This is a genomic window from Neolewinella sp., from assembly GCF_965214665.1.
Classification (GTDB): Bacteria; Bacteroidota; Bacteroidia; order Chitinophagales; family Saprospiraceae; genus Neolewinella.
The window spans coordinates 3,338,670-3,356,775 of record NZ_OZ243970.1; the positions used below are offsets into that span (position 1 = coordinate 3,338,670).

Sequence of the window (18,106 nt, forward strand, 5' to 3'; positions counted from 1 at the left end):
CCCCCGTGAAGTATCCCATCGGCATTCAGGATTTCCGTACCCTCCGCGAGGGGGGCTACGCCTACGTCGATAAGACGGAGCACATCCACCGGCTGCTCACTACGGGCAAGTACTACTTCTTCAGCCGGCCGCGCCGCTTCGGTAAGTCGCTGACGGTGGCTACGATGAATGAGTTGTACTCGGGCAGCGAGGAGCTGTTTGGGGGGCTGTGGGTGCAGGACCACTGGGACTTCGCGGCAATGCGGCGGCCGGTGGTGTGGCTGAAGTTCTCCAGTAGTGGGTTTAGGACGCAGGGACTGGAAGCTGCCCTTCACAACTTACTGAATGACGCGGCCGAATTTCACGGGATCGAGCTGCCGGAGACAAGTTTTGATCGCAAGTTTCAGATTCTACTGAAGACGCTGTCCGTGAAGGGCCGGGTGGTGCTACTCATCGATGAGTACGACAAACCCATCATCGACTACCTCGACGACCTGCCCCGGGCAGAAGCTAATCGCGAATTACTGAAGAGCTTTTACTCCGTCATCAAGGACAGCGATCCTTACCTGGAGCTGGTGTTCATCACCGGCGTTTCAGCCTTTAGCAAGGTGAGTATTTTTTCGGACCTGAATAACATTCGGAATATCTCACTAGACGCAGCCGTCAATTCATTGGTCGGCATTACCGAAACCGAACTCGATACCCACTTTGCCGAGCCGTTACAGGAGGTCAACCGTGGGGTATTGCGTAAGTGGTACAACGGATACTCCTGGTCGGGAGAAGAAACGGTGTACAATCCCTTCTCTCTCCTAACTTTCCTTTCCACCAAACGCTACGCCAACTATTGGTTTGAAACGGGAACGCCTACCTTCCTAATCAAGGCGCTACGCGAGCAAGGTCGTTACGATATCCGTAAGGCGATCGGTATCCCAACCAGTTTAGTTAGTTTCGACATCGAGCATTTGGACCCGATCACCGTGCTATTTCAGGCGGGCTATCTTACGGTGACTAAGGTGCTACAGGGGGGTATGGCCTACACGCTTGACTACCCGAATCTCGAAGTGCGGCAGTCGTTGCAGCGCCACATATTGCGTAGCTATCAGACGGTGACCTTCGAAGATCCTAGCGTACGCATCTTCGCCCTGCACCATGCGCTCGAGCAGCGCGATCTCTCCGCCGCCATCGATATTATCAATGCTACGCTAGCCAGTGTACCGTACGATCTCTGGCAGCGCAGCGACGAGCACATCTTTCACGCCCTCATTCACCTTACTTTTAGCCTACTGGGCGCTCAAATTAAATCAGAAGTCCACACCGCCCGCGGCCGCTGTGATGCCCTGGTGGAGACTGATGATTACGTCTACATCTTCGAATTCAAAATAGCCAGCACAGCGGCCGCTGCCTTAGCCCAGATCACGGAGCGAGGTTACCTACTACCCTACGCCGATGACCCGCGGGAGCAAGTAGCCGTCGGCGTGAACTTCAGCACCGCCACGCGGCAGGTCGACGACTGGGCGAGCCTACCTCCCTCCGTATCTTCCCCCCCGTGAAGTATCCCATCGGCATCCAGGACTTTCGTACCCTCCGTGAGGGGGGCTACGCCTACGTCGATAAGACCGAGCACATCCACCGGCTGCTCACCACGGGCAAGTATTACTTCTTCAGTCGGCCGCGCCGCTTCGGTAAGTCGCTGACGGTGGCTACGATGAACGAGTTGTACTCGGGCAGCGAGGAGCTGTTCGGGGGGCTGTGGGTGCAGGACCACTGGGACTTCGCGGCGATGCGGCGACCGGTGGTGTGGCTGAAGTTTGCCGCTAGTGGATTCCGTACGCAGGGTCTGGAGGTGGCACTGCACACACTCATCGACCGGGCGGCGCGTCAGCTCGGCGTTGAACTGCCCCAGACGAGCTTTGACCAAAAGTTTTATTTACTGCTGGAGCGGGCATCGGTCAACGGGCGGGTCGTACTGTTGATCGATGAGTACGATAAACCCATCATCGATTATCTCGACGACCTTCCGCGGGCGGAAGCTAATCGCGAATTGCTGAAGAGTTTTTACTCCGTCATCAAGGATAGCGATCCTTACCTGGAGCTGGTGTTTATCACCGGCGTTTCGGCCTTTAGCAAGGTGAGCATCTTTTCGGATTTGAATAACATTCGGAATATCTCACTCAATCCCGTAGCCAATACACTGGTGGGGATCACGGAGAAAGAGCTTGATCGTCACTTTGCCGAATCGCTGGCGGGGGTTGATCGATCAGAGCTGCGAAAGTGGTACAATGGCTATAGCTGGACGGGGGGAGAAGCGGTATATAACCCCTTCTCTCTACTCAATTTCCTGGCGGACAAAACCTACCGGAACTACTGGTTTGAGACGGGTACGCCGACTTTCTTGATCAAACGCCTGCGAGATAGCGGCCTTTACGAAGTGAATGGCTCCCAGGCTGTCGATACCGAGTTGATCAGCTTCGATATTAGCAACATTCGGTTAGTACCGCTGCTGTTTCAAACCGGTTACCTCACCGTAAGTACCCTTAGCTCAGCGTTTGGCCTCTACACGCTCGACTACCCTAATCTGGAAGTCAGGCAATCCCTCCAGGAAAAGCTGCTCCTCGCTTATGGGGAAGCCGATGCGGAGAGTCCGCGTACGCGCATGCTCAAGTTATTTAAGGCGTTCGGACAACGGGATATTCCTACGGTCGTCACCATCATTAATGCCACCTTAGCTGGAGTGGCCTACGATCTCTGGCAGCGCAACGACGAGCGTACTTACCAGGCCCTGGTTCACCTTACCTTCAGTCTACTTGGTGTGTACCTCAAATCGGAAGTCCATACCGCGCGCGGCCGCTGCGACGCGCTGGTAGAGACCGACGACTATGTCTACGTCTTCGAGTTCAAAATAGACAGCACAGCGGCAGCAGCCCTGGCCCAGATCGCGGAGCGAGGTTACCTACTACCCTACGCCGATGACCCGCGGGAGCAGGTAGCCGTCGGCGTGAACTTCAGCACCGCCACTCGGCAGGTCGACGACTGGAGCACGAACGTATCTTCACCGCCGCACTGACACTACCCCCCCAAATGACCGCTTCGCGCCACCTAGCTTTACTCACCGCCCTCCTATTACTTTGCACCGGCGTACGCGCCCAGAATGTGACGCGCCCCTCTGCCTTCTTGCCACACGCGCTAGGCGAGACCTTTACGCCCCACTATATGCTGGTGGACTACTACCAACTAGTAGCCGAGGAGAGCCCCCGCGTATTACTAGAGCAGTACGGCACCACCAATGAGGACCGCCCCCTGCTGCTGGCCTACGTCTCTACGCCGGAAAACCTGGCCCGCCTGGAGCAGATCCGCGAGAATAACCTACGCCGCGCCGGCCTGCTGGAAGGCGCCACCGACCCCGCCCTCGACGATATCGCCATCGTCTGGCTCAGCTACAGCGTACACGGTAACGAGGCGGCCGGCTCCGAGGCAAGTATGGGGGTGCTCTACGACCTGGCCGACCCCGATAACGCCCAGACCGGTGAGTGGCTGCAAAACGTGGTCGTACTGATGGACCCCAGCGAGAACCCTGACGGCTACAACCGCTATACGAACTGGTTCCGGCAGCAGCAGAGCCGCATCGTGAATGCCGATATGGCCACCCGCGAGCACCAGGAGCCCTGGCCCGGCGGCCGCGTGAACCACTATATGTTCGACCTGAACCGCGACTGGGCCTGGCAGACCCAGGTCGAGAGCCGGCAACGCCTCGTGAAGTACCACCAGTGGATGCCGCACATCCACGCCGACGTGCACGAACAGGGGTATACCTCGCCGTACTACTTCGCGCCGGCAGCCGCGCCCTTTCACGAGTATATCACCAATTGGCAGGCTGGCTTCCAGACCGAGATCGGGCAGAACCACGCCCGGTACTTTGACCAGAATGGCTGGCTATACTTCACGCGGGAGCGCTTCGACCTACTCTACCCGAGCTACGGCGATACCTACCCGACCTTCAACGGGGCCATCGGTATGACCTACGAGCAGGGCGGGGGCAGCCGCGGCGGACGGGCCATCGCGCTGCCCACCGGCGATACCCTCACGCTCTACGACCGGGTGGCCCACCACCGCGCCACCTCGCTGAGCACGGTGGAGATCGCCGCGCGGGAGGCTGACCGGCTCACCACGGAATTCGCCACCTACTTCGCTAATACCACCCGTAACCCACAGGGGCAGTACAAGACCTACGTGATCAGCGGTAGCAACTCGCCGGGTAAACTGCGGGCGCTGACGGAGCTGCTGGATCGCAACGGCATTCAGTATTCCAGGGGGTTAGGAGGTAAAGGGGAGAAGGGGTTAAGGCTGTACGACTACGGGAGTGGGGAGGAAACTCAGGGGGGTGTGCAGGCCGGCGATCTCATCATCTCCGCCTACCAGCCCCGCGCGGTGCTCACCCAGGTGCTCTTCGACCCCTCGGCGGTGGTGGAGGATTCGGTGACCTACGACATTACGGCCTGGTCGCTACCGGCCGCTTACGGACTGCAGACCTACGCCAGCACCGACCGGCTCGACCTGGAAACCGAACCCTACGAGCTGCCCGCCTACGCCGATCCACTGGCCGAGGTGGACATCTCCACCGCCTACGCCTTCGCCCTACCCTGGGAAGGAATGAATACGGCCCGCTACCTGGCCGAGCTGCTGCGGGCGGGCATCCAGGTGCGTACGTCTACGGATGCATTCACCTTCGGCGAGCGAAAGTTTCCGGCCGGTACGCTGGTAGTAAACCGGGGGGATAATCGGGTTACGGAGGGCTTTGCGGACAAGCTGCGGCGCATCACACGGAATCACGAGGCTAACGTATCGGTGCTAGAGACTGGCTTTAGCACTAACGTCGGCGGTGACCTGGGCGGCAGCAACTTCGAGCTGGTCACGGCCCCAAAGGTGGCTACCGTAAGCGGCGAGGGGGTGTACAACAACGAATTCGGCCAGGTCTGGTACTACTTCGAGCAGGAGCTGGAGTATCCGGTGAGTGTGTTCCACCGCGAGGATATGTCCGGCATCTTTGAGGGCGACTACGATGTGCTCGTGCTGGCCGAGGGCCGCTACAACTTCACCGATAGTGAACTGGAGTCTTTGACCGACTGGGTACGCGGTGGGGGTAAGCTCATCAGTCTGGGCGCGGCCAATGGTAGTCTGGCGGGGCAGGAGGGCTTTGGGCTCAAGGACAAGGAGCCGGCCGACACCCTCTCCGAGGCCGCTAAGCAGGAGAAGTTGCTACTGCCCTACGCCGGTCAGGAGCGTCGCTTTATCGCCGGCTACATTCCGGGGGCCATCATCGACGTGGAGCTGGACGAGACGCACCCGCTGAGTTTCGGAATCGGCCCGCGGTATGCTTCGCTAAAAACCTCGGACGACGCGTATGCCTATCTAGAAGACGGCTGGAACGTCGGCAGGATACGGGCGGGGACGCAGGTGCAAGGCTTTGTGGGCAACGAGGCCTACGGAAAGATCCAGGAGACCCTTAACTTCGGGATAGAGCCTATGGGGCGGGGCGAAGTGGTGTATTTGGTGGATAATCCGCTATTTCGGGCGTTTTGGGAGGAGGGAAAGTTTTTGTTTGCTAATGCGCTGTTTCAGGTGCAGTAGGGGATCAACCGCAGAGAGCGCAGAGTGACGCAGAGACGCATGGGTTCAACTCTGCGGTCCTCCGCGCACTCTGCGGTTCGCTATTCAGCTTGCGGTGTACGAATAGGTTTTTAAGCAATTCTTTGCAAGATGCAGCCCGCCGGCGCGTTACCGCTCATACACTTTCCCTGAAACCAACTACCCCATGGCGCGACCCCGCCCGCAGAAAAAAGCAGGCCAATTGCTACAGCTTGCTCAGCGTAGCCGACAGTACGTCAAGCAAGCTAGCTGGACGAAGCTCGCGCTCCTAGCGGTCACGATCCCGGTGCTGATAGTAGCCGTACTCTTTGTGTTTCTATTTACGGGGGTGATGCTGGGCGCCTACGGCCCCCTACCCGACGCAGAAGAACTCGCCAACATTGAAAACGCCGACGCCTCCTCCATCTACGCCGCCGACGGGCCGCTACTGGGTAAGTACTTCCAGATCAACCGGGTAAGCGTGCCGGCGGAGGCGATCAGTCCCTACGTGACTGAGGCGCTGGTGGCTACCGAGGATGCCCGCTTCTTCGAGCACCAGGGCATCGATGCGCGGGCGCTGGTGCGGGTGGCGATCCGCACGGTACTCATGGGCGATCGCAGCGGGGGTGGGGGCAGCACCATCTCCCAGCAACTCGCCAAGCAACTTTACCCCCGGCAGCGCTACGACCGCCTCGGGGTGCTGAAAATGAAACTGCGGGAGATGGTCATCGCCAGCAGATTAGAGGGGGTCTACACCAAGCCAGAATTACTTAATCTCTACCTCAACACCGTGCCCTTCGGCGAGAACGCCTACGGTATCGAGGTGGCCGCCGGTCGCTTCTTTGCCAAGCCTGCCGCCAAGCTGAATTTACAGGAATCCGCCGTACTGATCGGATTACTCAAGGCGAACACGACCTACAGCCCCCGCAGCCACCCCGATAAAAGTACCGGTCGCCGCAACGTTGTGCTTTTCCTGATGGCGAAAAACGGCAGCATCACTGAAACCGTGGCCGATAGCGTAGCCCAACTCCCCCTAGTACTGAACTACCGCCGCGACAACGACCGCGTAGGCTCGGCCGCCCACTTCCGGCAGCGACTGCGTGGAGACGTGCAGCGGGCGCTGGCCGACATCCCCCACCCCGACGGCCGCCCCTACGACATCGACCGCGATGGACTACGCATCTACACCACCATCGACTCCCGGCTGCAGCAACTGGCCGAAGAAGCCGTGCGCGAGCAGCTGCCCCGCATCCAGCAGAGTCTGGCGGTGGACTGGAAATCCAGCAAGGAGGCCCCCTGGAACGAGGCCTTCTGGGGAGTCCTTAAGCGCAGCGCCCACTACCGTAGTCTGGGGGCGCAGGGTCTGGATAGCGAGGCCATCCTCGACGAGCTCCGTAAGCCCCGCCCCATGACAATCTACGACTGGCGTACGGGCGGCCCGGTCGACACCCTGATGCGCCCCCTCGATAGCCTGCGCCATTACTTCACGTTGATGAACGCCGGCCTACTAGCCACCGAGCCCGCTACCGGTACCGTACGCGCCTGGGTGGGTGGGGTGGACTACCGGTACGTACAGTACGACCACGTGAGCAGTCGGCGGCAGGTGGGATCGACCATCAAACCGGTAGTGTATGCTACGGCGATCCAATCTGGCGTACTGCCCTGTGAGTATACCGCCGCCGCGCAGGTCACCTATACGGACTACGACGACTACCGCCCCGGCAATCCGGGTAGCAAGTACGAGGGGGCCTACTCGATGCGTGGCGGTCTGTCTAAATCGGTCAATACGGTGGCCGTCAACCTGGCCGTCCGCGGTGGTCTGCCTACCCTAGCCGAGAAGATCAACAGCATGGGAGTAGAGCAACCCGTGCAACCCGTCCCCAGCATCGCCCTCGGCACCGTAGAGGCTAACCTGGTGGAGATGAATACCATCTACAGCGCCTTCGCCAACCAGGGCCGCCGCCCCACGGGCATCCACTACCTCACGCGCATCGAGGATGCCAGTGGCAAGGTATTGGTTCAGTTCGAGCCCCCCACCGCCACCCGGCAGGTGCTCGACGAGCAGACCGCTAAGATCGCCACCTACCTCTTAGCTGGTGTGGTGAACGGGGGTACGGGTGCCCGCTTGCGCTCCACCTACGGCATCCGGGGGGCACTAGCTGGGAAGACGGGCACTACGCAGGACCAGTCCGACGGTTGGTTTCTCGGTTTCACTCCCAAGCTCGTGGTCGGTACCTGGGTCGGAGCCGAGTATCCCGCCGTGCACTTCCGCACCCTGAGCCGGGGCTCGGCCACCGCTACGGCCCTACCGATCTGGGGCACCTTTATGAAAAAGGTGCAGCGTACAAAGGGCCTAGAGGCCTACCAAGGCGGCAGCTTTCTAGCCCTCGACGAGATGACCCTGGCCCTGCTCGACTGCCCGGACTACCTCGACGAGCTACCCGTCTATGCCAACACCGATGAATTTGCCCCCGACCGGGCCATCACCGCCCGCCTGCGGCAGTTTGACCGTGAGCAGATCGTAGACATGGTACAGGACAAGCGCCGCCGCAGCAACGAGTCTGCCCGCGACTACGCCGACCGCATCGCCCGCGAGCTGGAAAAGGAGGACCACCGCCAGGAGCGTCGCCAGGAACGGAAGGAGAGCTGGGTGAAGCGGCTGTTTGGGAAGAGGGAGTAGACCGCTTCGCGGTAGTGAGTTGTTGGTTATTGCGTTACTGGGTTGTTGCGTTTAAGAGGGTGCTCGCTTCGCTCGTCTTGGCGTCGCTGCTGGCATTGCACCTGCGGCCCCGCCCTGAGTCACGCCTATCACACCTACCCCGCCTACAACAACGGCAACTCAACAACTCCCAAACGCAACAACTCAACAACCCACACCGAACCCCCTCCCCCCTCCCTCCGTTGCAACAAGAAAACCAACTGTATGTCCTTCTTAGATACCGTCATCAACGCCGTCAAGAACGTTGATCTGACCCCCGTAGAAAAAGCCGCTACGAGCGCTTACCACTCCGCCGCCAGCTCCGTGACCACGGGTGCCGATAGTGCCTACCACTCCGCCGCCAGTGGCGCCAGTGAGGTAGGACGTTTTGCGACCCAGGCGTACAACAACGCCGGTGACTTCTTCGACCGCACCCGTACCCACGGCGAGCCCGACTACGTGCGGGGCTTCGTAGCCGGTATGATCGGTGGCATCGTCGGCACGGGCGTGAAAATGATTGTAGACCGCAGCCTGCCCACCGCTCAACCCCAGGAGGAGCATGACGCCCGCCTGGAGGTGGTTGAAGGCGCCGAGGAACTGGTCGGTACCGATATCAATCGCAACAAAGAAGAGACCGCCCAGCAGGCCCTCAACATCGCCTTCGGAGCCTTCGTAGGCGGTATCTACGGCGTGATCGTCGAGGCTGCCCCCACCATGCAGGCGCCCGCCGGCATCCCCTTCGGTGCCGCGCTCTGGACGGCCGCCCATAAAGTAGCCCTGCCCCTCCTCGGCCTGGCCCCCAGCCCCCTCGAGGAGCCCCTGAGCCTACAGGCCGGTCAGCTCGGTAGCCACATGGCCTACGGTGCCACCGTAGAAATGGTACGCCGTGGGGTACGCCACGCGATGGACAACGAAGATTTGCTGTAGCCGACCGGCGCAGCGACCTTCGCGCCCGTGCTCTACCTCATACCTACCCCCATCGGAAACCGGGAAGACATCACCCAACGGGCCCTGCGCCTGCTGGGTGATGTCGATTTAGTGCTCGCCGAAGATACCCGTACCTCCCGTCCGCTACTCCAACACTACGGCATCGAAACGCCGCTGCGCGCCTACCACGCCCACAACGAGCACGCCCTAGTGGAGCAGCTCGTGCAGGAGCTCCGAGGCGGCTCCACCTACGCCCTGATTACCGATGCCGGTACGCCCGGGATCAGCGATCCGGGTTTCTTGCTCGTGCGCGCCTGTCGCGAAGCCGGAGTAGAAGTAAGCTGTTTACCGGGCCCGGCTGCCTTCGTACCTGCCCTGGCCGCCTCTGGCATCCCCTGCGACCGCTTCCACTTCGAGGGCTTCCTACCCCACAAGAAAGGCCGCCAAACCCGCCTCACCTACCTGGCCGAACTCCCCAACACCTTCGTCCTCTACGAGAGCCCCCACCGTATCGCCAAGCTCCTCGGCCAGCTGGAGGAGCACTGCGGTCCGGACCGCCAGGCCTGCGTAGCCCGTGAGATTTCCAAGTTGTACGAGGAAATTACCACTGCCCCACTGTCCGACCTCAAAGCTGACTACGAAGCCCGTGGCAAGGTCAAAGGCGAAATCGTCGTAGTCGTCGCCGGTACCTAGTCGTCGTCCGCCGACTCTTCCTCAGCCTTCCCCTTTACTCCTATACACCCCCTCACCCCTTGACCACCCTCCCCCTCCTGGCCCACGGCATCTCCCACCTCACCGACGCCCGCTACTTCGCCGCCTGGCACCCCGATTACCTCTGCTTCCCCGTGGGGCCCGGGGGCATCGCGCCGGACTACTTTACGGCCATTCGCGAGTGGGTTGAGGGACCGATCTGCGTAGCGGAACTAAGCACGGAAGCTAGTGAAGAGAGCATACAGGCCACGATAGACATCCCCAATCTCACCCACGTCATGCTGGACTATGGCACGGACAGTAGTTTTCTCACCCAGCGTTCCCTACAGCCCATCACCCGCCTGCCCGTGGCCGGTTATCACGCCGTGCTCGACGTAGCCGACCGCCTGGCGGAAGTACCCGACCCCGTGGTACTGGACTTCACCGACGGTAGCATCACCTGGTCGGATTTAGTGGAGGGCTACCCCTTTTCCGTAGGCCTGCTCAAGGAGTTGATTGGCGAGCGAAAGGTCTACGTGCGCATTGACCTGACGCCCGATGAGGTGGCGGAGGCCCGGGATATGGTGTATGGCCTGGCGCTACGGGGAAGTAGCGAGGAGAAGGTGGGGTATAAAAGTTTTGACGATATCGATAGTATACTGGAGGTGCTGGAGCTGTAGCGACGGCTAAAGTCGTCGCTACACGTTCCACCGCGCAAAGTCCTTAGCGAAGTAGGTGATGATCACATCCGCCCCCGCCCGCCGAATACTCAGCAGCGCCTCCGTAGCCGCCTGCTCGTAGTCCAGCCAGCCCCGTTCGGCGGCCGCCAGCAGCATCGCGCACTCTCCCGAGACGTGGTAGGCCGCAATTGGTAGCGGGTGCGCCTCGTGTAGCCGATAGATGATGTCGAGGTAATTAAGCGCCGGCTTCACCATCAGGTAATCGGCCCCCTCGGCTACATCCAGTGCCGCCTCGCGCAGTGCCTCGCGGACGTTGGCAGGGTCCATCTGATAGGTCTTCTTGTCGGAGGGCACGTCCTGGAGCTGCCGCGGCGCACTATCCAGGGCATCGCGGAAGGGGCCATAGAAGGCACTGGCGTACTTCGCCGTATAGGCCATGATTCCCGTACCCGTGTAGCCTTCCTGATCCAGCGCCCGGCGGATGCTACCGACCCGGCCGTCCATCATATCGCTCGGCCCGATCACGTCAAAGCCCGCCTGCGCCTGGGCCACCGACATGGCATCCAGCAGCTTCAGCGTCTCATCGTTGTGGATCTCACCATCGATCACCACCCCGTCGTGGCCGTCGGTGCTATAGGGATCGAGTGCCACGTCCGAAATCAGGCACACCTCCGGGAAGCGCTCCTTAATGGCCCGGGCGGCGTGCAGGTAGAAGTTCTCCTCGGCCGTCGCGTAGGTACCGGTCTTGTCCTTGTGCTCCTCCGGCACCGCGGGAAACATCATGTAGCTGTACACACCTACCTTCAGGCAGTCCTCGATCTCGCGCAGTACTTCCTCGATTCCCATCCGAAAGGTGCCCGGCAGACTCACCACCGGCAGCCTGGCATCCGCCTGCGGCAGCAAGAAAAGGGGCTGTACGAGGTGACCGGCAGTGAGCTCCGTCTCCCGCACGAGGTTACGGACGGCGGCGGAGGAGCGGTTGCGACGGGGGCGGCTTAGCATGGGGTTGTTGGGTTGTTGCGTTGGTGAGTTATTGAGTTGTTGGGTTGCGGTCGTTGGAGGTGTGATAGGTGTTGCAGATGTGATAGGCGTAAGTGCTGTATAGATTGGACGGGGCCGCAGGTGCAGTGCCAGCAGTAACGCCTAGACGAGTGAAGCGAGCATCTCCTTAAACGCAACAACTCACCAACGCAACAACTACCTCCCCACAAACCACGCAAAAGTCTTACACTCCTCCACCACCCGATCGTAAAATTGTGTATCCCGGTAATTTTCCTGCAGCAGTCGGAAGTACGTAAAGGGCCGCGAGCCCCCCGGACGGCCACGGGCGTAGTATTCATTCCGTTCGGTCTTGGCGGCGTAGTAGGTGGCCAGGGCGGCGGCTTCCTTATCCGGAGCCCGGCGCATGGCCCGCTCGAAGTAGTAGCGCGGCTGGTCCATACTGAGGTGCTCGCGGTTGCCTAATGGGGCGTTAACGTGAGGGAATACATCGGTGGGCGTAGCGCTGGCGGCAGCCCGTACCGCACTCGTGCCCGAGCGGAAGGCATCGGCGAAGGACCAGTTGTAGCTGAAGTAGCTCAGGTTGTACAGGGCCAGGCCGATAGTGAAGTAGTTGCGCGCGGCAAGGGTGTCGTTGGTCGTGCGGTCGGCCTCCTCCTCCAACTCGTCAAGGCGGGTTAAAAGCTGCACTTTGTTGTAGGTGGTCGCATTGGCGGGGGGCACGTAACTCACGCGGTCGGCGAACTGCCGCTCGAAGGGCACGAAGCGACCATAGTCATCGATACGCTCGGCCGGGATGCGGCGGTAGAGTTCCAGGGCCGCCTTCCACTGTCCGCGCTGTAGGAAGTCGTTGCCGAGCAGGTTGTTGATGTCGTCGATGGCATGGGGGCCCACCCGGTCGGCCAGTAGTGCGCGGTCGAAGCGGTTGCGGTTGAGGGGATCGGCCATGCGGTCGAGGGCGCGCAGGGCGTCGATGGAGGGGTTCTTGCGGATGGCGTCGAAGCCGTAGCGCAGTAGGTCAGCCTTCGCGGTGCGGCCCGATTTACGGTACACCAGCTCAAGTTTATCATTTACCAGCGTGCGGAAGGCCGGGTAGCGCGTGCGCAGGTCAGCATCCGACAGTAGCTCGTAGTAGTGCAGCTCCACCGAGTCGGTAACCCGACTGAGTGCCAGCACCTCTCCAATGTCCGCTAGGATTGCCACCTGCTGCCGGATAGTATCGCTCTCGGTGCGTCCGGCCAACCTAGCGAAGGTCTCCTGGGCGAAGAAGTAGTCGCCCGCCAGCAGCTCTAGCACCCCCCGGGCCAGTAGCCAGAAGTCGGGGTGCTCGGACTTCCCCTCCTCCACTACCCGGTTGACGAAGGTCTGTAGCTCGATCAGCCGCTCCTTCGTGCCCTCCCGCACCGCCGCCGACCGCAGATTCTCCCCCAGCAACTCCCGCTCCAGCTCCTGCAACTCGCGCATCGTTAGCAGTTCCAGGGCCCGGTTGGTGGGCTCGTAGGCGTAGATGTCGCGCAGCTCCACCACCACCACCGCCCGGCCGTTGTGGGCGCGCAGTACGTGGAGCATGGCCCGCTCGTGGTCGTTCTGGCACAGCAGCAGAGCCTCCCGCCACTGCTCGTCGGTCTGTATCACAAAGCTGTTGTACGCGCTCTCCCGCTTACTCGCGCTGCGCTCGAAGATGCGGCTAAACAGGTAGGCCGACTCCGCGTAGTTGCCCAGTGACTGGAGCGCTCCGGCCCGGTGCCCCTCCACCCAGTCGTAGATCAGGCTGGGGTCGGCGTCCACCTTCGGCATCAGGTAGTCGTACAGCTCCAGTACGTAGGCGTATTCCTTTAGGTAGTGGGCCAGGCGTACCAACTGATAGGCGTAGCGCAGGCGCACGTAGTGGCTCTCCGTTTTCGGGAAGGCCTCCAGTCCCCGCTCGATCAGAGCTTCCATTTCGGCCCGGGCGGGCTGCTGTTTGGTGAAGGCATTCTCCGACCGCGTCACGTGGGGCTCGCACTGCTTGGCGAAGAGGAGGTAATCGATCACCTCCGTGCACTTGGCTTCGAGCAGGTGGTGCGCAAAGGCATTGGTCTGCACTTGGGCGGGTAGGTCGGCGGTTTTTGCTTCTTTTACGTCCACTAGTTGGCGTAGGCGCTGAAGTAGTCCGAGGGTATTACCGTACACCACCGCCTCGATATCCGCCGTCGGGGCTTGGTCGCAGAAGCGTTCCTGCCATTCGGTCACATTCTCGGTTCGTTGCAGCTCGGCGGGCTGGGCCAGTTGCTCGCGGTAGGCCGCCCCGAAGTGCAGGAAGAAGGGGGCCAGCTGAGAGGTATAGTCCACCACCCGGGGGTTCAGGAAGCGGTAGGTGTGGCTCAGCGGTACGGGGCACTGGGCGGGGCCGCGGGTGCAAACGAACAGGCCAAGGGCAAGGCAGAGATACCGCACGCCTAAAAGTACGAAGCTGCTTGTAGCAGCGCCGTCCGAAGCACTCTACGAGTGCGAGAGCCTTAGCAGTGACCGGCGTAATACGGGCGGCAAGACGTGGAGCTTCACATCTCAGTTGCCAAGCCTCCACGGCTTGGTCGCCCCGGCTGGAAGCCGGGAACCGTGTGGGAGCTACACGTCTCAGTTGCTGGGCCTCCACGGCCCGGTCGACCCGGCTGAGAAGCCGGGAGCCGGACAACAGCTACTTTCGCCCCATGCATCGCCTGCTTTCTTTGCCGCTTCTCGTATTGCTCTGCACCTGCGGCCCCGCCCACCTGCACGCACAGCAAGAACAAATGAAGGTAGGCCTCGTGCTCAGCGGAGGAGGAGCTAAGGGCTACGCCCACATCGGCGCCCTGCGCGTGATCGAGGAGGCCGGTATCAAGATCGACTACATCGGCGGTACGAGTATGGGGGCTATCGTAGGGGGGCTCTACGCCGCCGGCTACAGTGCCGACCAACTGGAAGAATTACTGCGGAGTATCGATATCCTGAGTGAGCTACAGGATGCGGTGCAGCGGCAGGACCGTACGATCTACGAGAAGCTGTACCAGGAGAAGTACCTGCTGTCGATCTCGATGGAAGACTTCGGGATTCAGCTACCGACGGCGCTCTCGGACGGGCAGCGGGTGCATGACCTGTTTGCCAACTGGACGGCGCGGGTGGGCCATATCCGCGACTTCAGTAAGCTGCCGATCCCCTACCTGGCCGTGGCTACGGACCTGGAGACGGGGGATGCTGTGGTGCTGGAAACCGGTATGCTGGCCGAGGCCATGCGGGCCAGTGCCGCTCTGCCGGGAGTCCTGAGCCCCTACGAGCTCGACGGGCGGCTGCTCACTGACGGCGGTGTGTCGAACAATTACCCAGCCGAGGAGGTGAAGGCTAAGGGGATGGACTATATCCTGGGGATCAGCGTAGAGTCCGACCCCCTGAAGGCCGGCGAGATCAGTGGGGTGGGCGAGTTGATCATGCAAATCGCCTTCTTCCAGGCCAACCGCCGCAATGTGGAGCAGTACGAGGTGACCGACATGGACATCAAACCGGACCTGACGGGCTTTTCGGTGCTCAGCTTTAGTGACATTGATACGCTGATCGACGCCGGCTACCGGGCGGCGCTGGCCATGAAACCACAACTCGACTCGCTGGCTGCGCTACAGGGCGATGCCTCTACGACCCGGGATACCTCGGCGGCGCGGGTACCGGAGTACCTCAACGTGGGAAAGCTCACCGTCACCGGCAGCGAGGAGCTCTCGGACCGGCAGATCCTGAGCTACTTTCCAGATACACTGCCGGGGCGGATCAGTTGGGAGAACTTCCGCAGCGGACTCACCGCCCTGCACGTCACCGGCCGCTACGCCAACATCAATTACGACTGGGAATATCTGGACGACCGTCAGGATGCGGTGGCTCTGGAGCTGACCTTCGAGCAGACGCCCTCCTTCGGGCAGCAGCTGCGGCTGGGACTGCACTACGACCCGGTGTACCGCGCTAACCTGCTCGCCAACCTGACCGTGTACGACGTGCTCGTCGACAATAGCCAGGCCAGTCTGGACCTGATTGCTGGCAACCGCATCCGCTACCGCTTCGACTACCGCATGAACCGGATAAACGGCTCGGCCTTCGGGCTGCGGAGTACACTGGACTACGCCGATGTGGGCTTCGACGTGCCGGAGACGGCCGTTGATCCGCTACAGGTGACATTGGACCGGCTCGACTTCCGCTTCAACGACTTGAGTGGGGAGCTGTACTGGGACCTGCGGCAGACCCAAAATAGCTTTACCGGCGTGGCGGGTGGACTGAAGTATTACAGCACCCGGTCGGATCAGTTGGCGGCCGCAGATACCACTGGCCTCTTCGCGCTGCAGCGTGATGTGTACTTCGTGGGTAAGACCTACTTCCTATACGACAAACTGGACCAGTCGCACTTCGCGCTGCGGGGGTTCCGGATGCGGGCCGAGGCCCGGGCGGTGCATCGCTTCGCCGGCGACGCGGAGGGCTTTACGCTGAACGGCGATCTGGACTTTCTGGGCCTGCTGCCCCTCGGGGAAAAGCACAGCCTGGGTCTGGACCTTAGTGCGGGGGGCTTTTTCGCGGGTAGCAGTCTTCCCTACCGCTACTACCTGGGTAGTAACAACCAGAAACTGTTCAACAACTTTAAGGCCTTCCCGGGCCTACCGCTAGGGGAAGCCTCGGGAAGTAATCTGCTGCTGGCCGAGGTGTTCTGGCGGCGGCGGCTGTTCAGCAACCACTACTTGCACGTGGGGGCGCGGGGGGCGCGGCTGGGGAATCCGGAAAACTTTCCTAGCTCTATCGATGCGACTTATTTGGGGGCGGGGGTGTTGGGGTACGGTATCTCTACCCCCCTTGGCCCCATCGAACTAACGTGGGGGTACGGGACGGAGGGGAGTGCGCTGCATTTTAATCTGGGCCACTGGTTTTAATCGTCGGCCGACGACCATTACCTTACAGCATGCAAGATTTCAAGCAGCGGGTAGTAGTCATCACCGGGGCGGGCTCCGGCATCGGTCGCGAGCTGGCCTGGCAGCTGGCGGCGCGCGGGGCCGTGCTAGTGCTCAATGACTGGAAGGAGGAAGGATTAGAGGAGACCTGGGCCGAGCTGCCAGAGCGGACCCGGGGCCTGCGGAAGGTCTTTGACGTCGGGGACCGGGAGGCGATGCAGGGCTTCGCTGAGGAAACCATGGAAAAGCTAGGTCGGGTAGACGTGGTGATCAACAACGCCGGCATGAGCGTACGGCAGCAGTCGGTGACCAAGCTCCCCATCGAAGACTACGAGAAAACCCTGCGCGTGAACCTCTGGGGCGTCATCTACGGCTCGCAGTACTTCCTGCCCTACCTGCGCGAGCAGCCGGAGGCTAGCCTGGTCAATATCAGCAGCGTCTTCGGGCTCTTCGCCTTCCCGGGCTCGGGACCGTACAACGTAAGTAAGTTCGGCGTACGGGGGTACACCGAGACGCTACGGGTGGAGCTGGGTAAGCTCATGCACATCTGCTGCGTGCACCCGGGGGGCATCGCCACCAACATCCACCGCAACGTGGAGATGGAGGAGGGACCGGCGCGCGATCGCTTCCTGCGCAACTTTGAGAAGCAGGCGAAGACGACGGCGGGGGAGGCGGCCGGGAAGATCATCCGGGCCATCGAGAAGGAGCAACAGCGGCTGCTGATCGGGCGGGATGCGTACTGGGTCGATAAGATTACGCGGCTTATGCCGGGGAGTTATGAGCGGGTGTTGGCGCGGTGGTTCAAACCCGAGCAGTTTCTGTAAGAAGCGGTCTAGGACCGCGCCGTTCGATGCTGCCTCCGGCAGCGCTGGGAAGGTTCACCACGGAGGATACGGATTGCTATGGAAAATGCAAGCTTACATGGCGATCTTTTTGGTAGAGGGTGTCTTTTTCGATGCAGGCGTAGAGGACGCGTAGCATTTTGTTCCTCACCGCATTGATGGCCGACCGATGGGCTTTGCCCTTGGCGCGCAACCGATCGTAGCGTTGACGATACAGATTGTCGTGTTTGATCAGACTCATCGCTCCCAGATGAATGGCCGTTTTAAGCTCCGCACTACTGGCTTTGGAAGTACGTGGTTTGCGCCGTACACTCTGGCTGCCGCTTTGGTAGGTATGGGGCGAGATACCCGCGTAACTGGCGCAGCAGGCCCGGGCGGTGGAGATCTTTTGGTACAACTGCGTCAGCGCCAGCACGACCAGGGAGTTCTTCGGGCCCCTGCCGGGCACGGACTGGGTGATGCGGTACAAGCGACGCATCCGTTCATCCTCTTGCATTAGGGCAGTTAGACGGGCATTGAGTTCGGCTAGGTTCTTTTTCATCTGCTGCACCTGCCGGCCAATGATGCGTGCGCCGGTGGTGGTGGTGGTGGTGGTATCCAGGAGGGGGCGGCCTGCGGCGCGCAGTAGCCCGGTGTATAACGAGTAACCGGGGAGGCCGTGTAGGCCCCCGTGTTTTCTACGCACTGAAGCATGGCGGTGGCCTGGGCACCGAGCTGGGTGCACAGTCGCTGGAA

General features: G+C 61.1%; 12 protein-coding genes. 9 read left to right on the plus strand and 3 right to left on the minus strand.

The genetic code is table 11. The features are described from left to right. Positions 1 to 5: 5 nt before the first annotated feature. From ACOOHD_RS14390 to ACOOHD_RS14420, 7 genes are all read left to right on the plus strand, one after another. Positions 6 to 1,529 carry an AAA family ATPase gene (locus ACOOHD_RS14390; RefSeq protein ID WP_420458577.1) on the plus strand — a complete coding sequence of 508 codons (1,524 nt, stop codon included), beginning with the start codon at positions 6 to 8 and terminating at the stop codon, positions 1,527 to 1,529. Then, the gene (locus ACOOHD_RS14395) at positions 1,526 to 3,043 is read left to right on the plus strand and encodes an AAA family ATPase (RefSeq protein ID WP_420458578.1); all 1,518 of its coding nucleotides are present in this window, start codon (positions 1,526 to 1,528) and stop codon (positions 3,041 to 3,043) included. The genes ACOOHD_RS14390 and ACOOHD_RS14395 overlap by 4 nt, the downstream gene beginning before the upstream one ends. Positions 3,044 to 3,057: 14 nt before the next feature. Further along, positions 3,058 to 5,604, plus strand: a complete 2,547-nt coding sequence (locus tag ACOOHD_RS14400) for a M14 family zinc carboxypeptidase (RefSeq protein WP_420458579.1) — start codon at positions 3,058 to 3,060, stop codon at positions 5,602 to 5,604. Between the two features lie 184 nt (positions 5,605 to 5,788). Beyond that, entirely contained in the window at positions 5,789 to 8,281 is a 2,493-nt protein-coding gene (locus ACOOHD_RS14405) for a transglycosylase domain-containing protein (RefSeq protein ID WP_420458580.1), read from the plus strand. Positions 8,282 to 8,524: 243 nt separating this feature from the next. Beyond that, entirely contained in the window at positions 8,525 to 9,226 is a 702-nt protein-coding gene (locus ACOOHD_RS14410) for a DUF1440 domain-containing protein (RefSeq protein WP_420458581.1), read from the plus strand. A 27-nt stretch (positions 9,227 to 9,253) separates the two neighbouring features. Further along, positions 9,254 to 9,919 (plus strand): 16S rRNA (cytidine(1402)-2'-O)-methyltransferase, encoded by a 666-nt coding sequence (gene rsmI, locus ACOOHD_RS14415; protein WP_420458582.1) that lies wholly within the window; start codon positions 9,254 to 9,256, stop codon positions 9,917 to 9,919. Between the two features lie 59 nt (positions 9,920 to 9,978). Next, positions 9,979 to 10,596, plus strand: coding sequence for a hypothetical protein (locus ACOOHD_RS14420; RefSeq protein ID WP_420458583.1), 618 nt, complete (start codon positions 9,979 to 9,981; stop codon positions 10,594 to 10,596). Positions 10,597 to 10,614: 18 nt separating this feature from the next. On the opposite strand, the gene hemB is transcribed toward ACOOHD_RS14420, so the two are convergent. Beyond that, positions 10,615 to 11,598: a porphobilinogen synthase gene (hemB, locus tag ACOOHD_RS14425; protein WP_420458584.1), complete on the minus strand. Its 984-nt coding sequence runs from the start codon at positions 11,596 to 11,598 to the stop codon at positions 10,615 to 10,617. Positions 11,599 to 11,793: 195 nt separating this feature from the next. Next, the gene (locus tag ACOOHD_RS14430) at positions 11,794 to 14,031 is read right to left on the minus strand and encodes a hypothetical protein (RefSeq protein ID WP_420458585.1); all 2,238 of its coding nucleotides are present in this window, start codon (positions 14,029 to 14,031) and stop codon (positions 11,794 to 11,796) included. A gap of 254 nt (positions 14,032 to 14,285) precedes the next feature. Between ACOOHD_RS14430 and ACOOHD_RS14435 the strand changes: the two genes are divergently transcribed. Together ACOOHD_RS14435 and ACOOHD_RS14440 are read left to right on the plus strand one after the other, a co-directional pair. Further along, on the plus strand, positions 14,286 to 16,511 hold the full coding sequence (locus tag ACOOHD_RS14435) for a patatin-like phospholipase family protein (RefSeq protein WP_420458586.1): 2,226 nt from the start codon (positions 14,286 to 14,288) through the stop codon (positions 16,509 to 16,511). A 29-nt stretch (positions 16,512 to 16,540) separates the two neighbouring features. Next, positions 16,541 to 17,353, plus strand: a complete 813-nt coding sequence (locus tag ACOOHD_RS14440) for an SDR family NAD(P)-dependent oxidoreductase (RefSeq protein ID WP_420458587.1) — start codon at positions 16,541 to 16,543, stop codon at positions 17,351 to 17,353. Between the two features lie 76 nt (positions 17,354 to 17,429). Here the strand turns inward: ACOOHD_RS14440 and ACOOHD_RS14445 are convergent, their stop codons facing one another. Next, positions 17,430 to 18,056, minus strand: a complete 627-nt coding sequence (locus ACOOHD_RS14445) for a transposase (protein ID WP_420458588.1) — start codon at positions 18,054 to 18,056, stop codon at positions 17,430 to 17,432. Positions 18,057 to 18,106 lie beyond the last annotated feature (50 nt).

Bases quoted from the DNA above. Each gene is read 5' to 3' on its own strand.
- ACOOHD_RS14400 (WP_420458579.1), top strand. From the start codon at position 3,058: ATGACCGCTTCGCGCCACCTAGCTTTACTCACCGCCCTCCTATTACTT.
- ACOOHD_RS14405 (WP_420458580.1), top strand. From the start codon at position 5,789: ATGGCGCGACCCCGCCCGCAGAAAAAAGCAGGCCAATTGCTACAGCTT.
- ACOOHD_RS14410 (WP_420458581.1), top strand. From the start codon at position 8,525: ATGTCCTTCTTAGATACCGTCATCAACGCCGTCAAGAACGTTGATCTG.
- hemB (WP_420458584.1), bottom strand. From the start codon at position 11,598: ATGCTAAGCCGCCCCCGTCGCAACCGCTCCTCCGCCGCCGTCCGTAAC.
- ACOOHD_RS14435 (WP_420458586.1), top strand. From the start codon at position 14,286: ATGCATCGCCTGCTTTCTTTGCCGCTTCTCGTATTGCTCTGCACCTGC.
- ACOOHD_RS14440 (WP_420458587.1), top strand. From the start codon at position 16,541: ATGCAAGATTTCAAGCAGCGGGTAGTAGTCATCACCGGGGCGGGCTCC.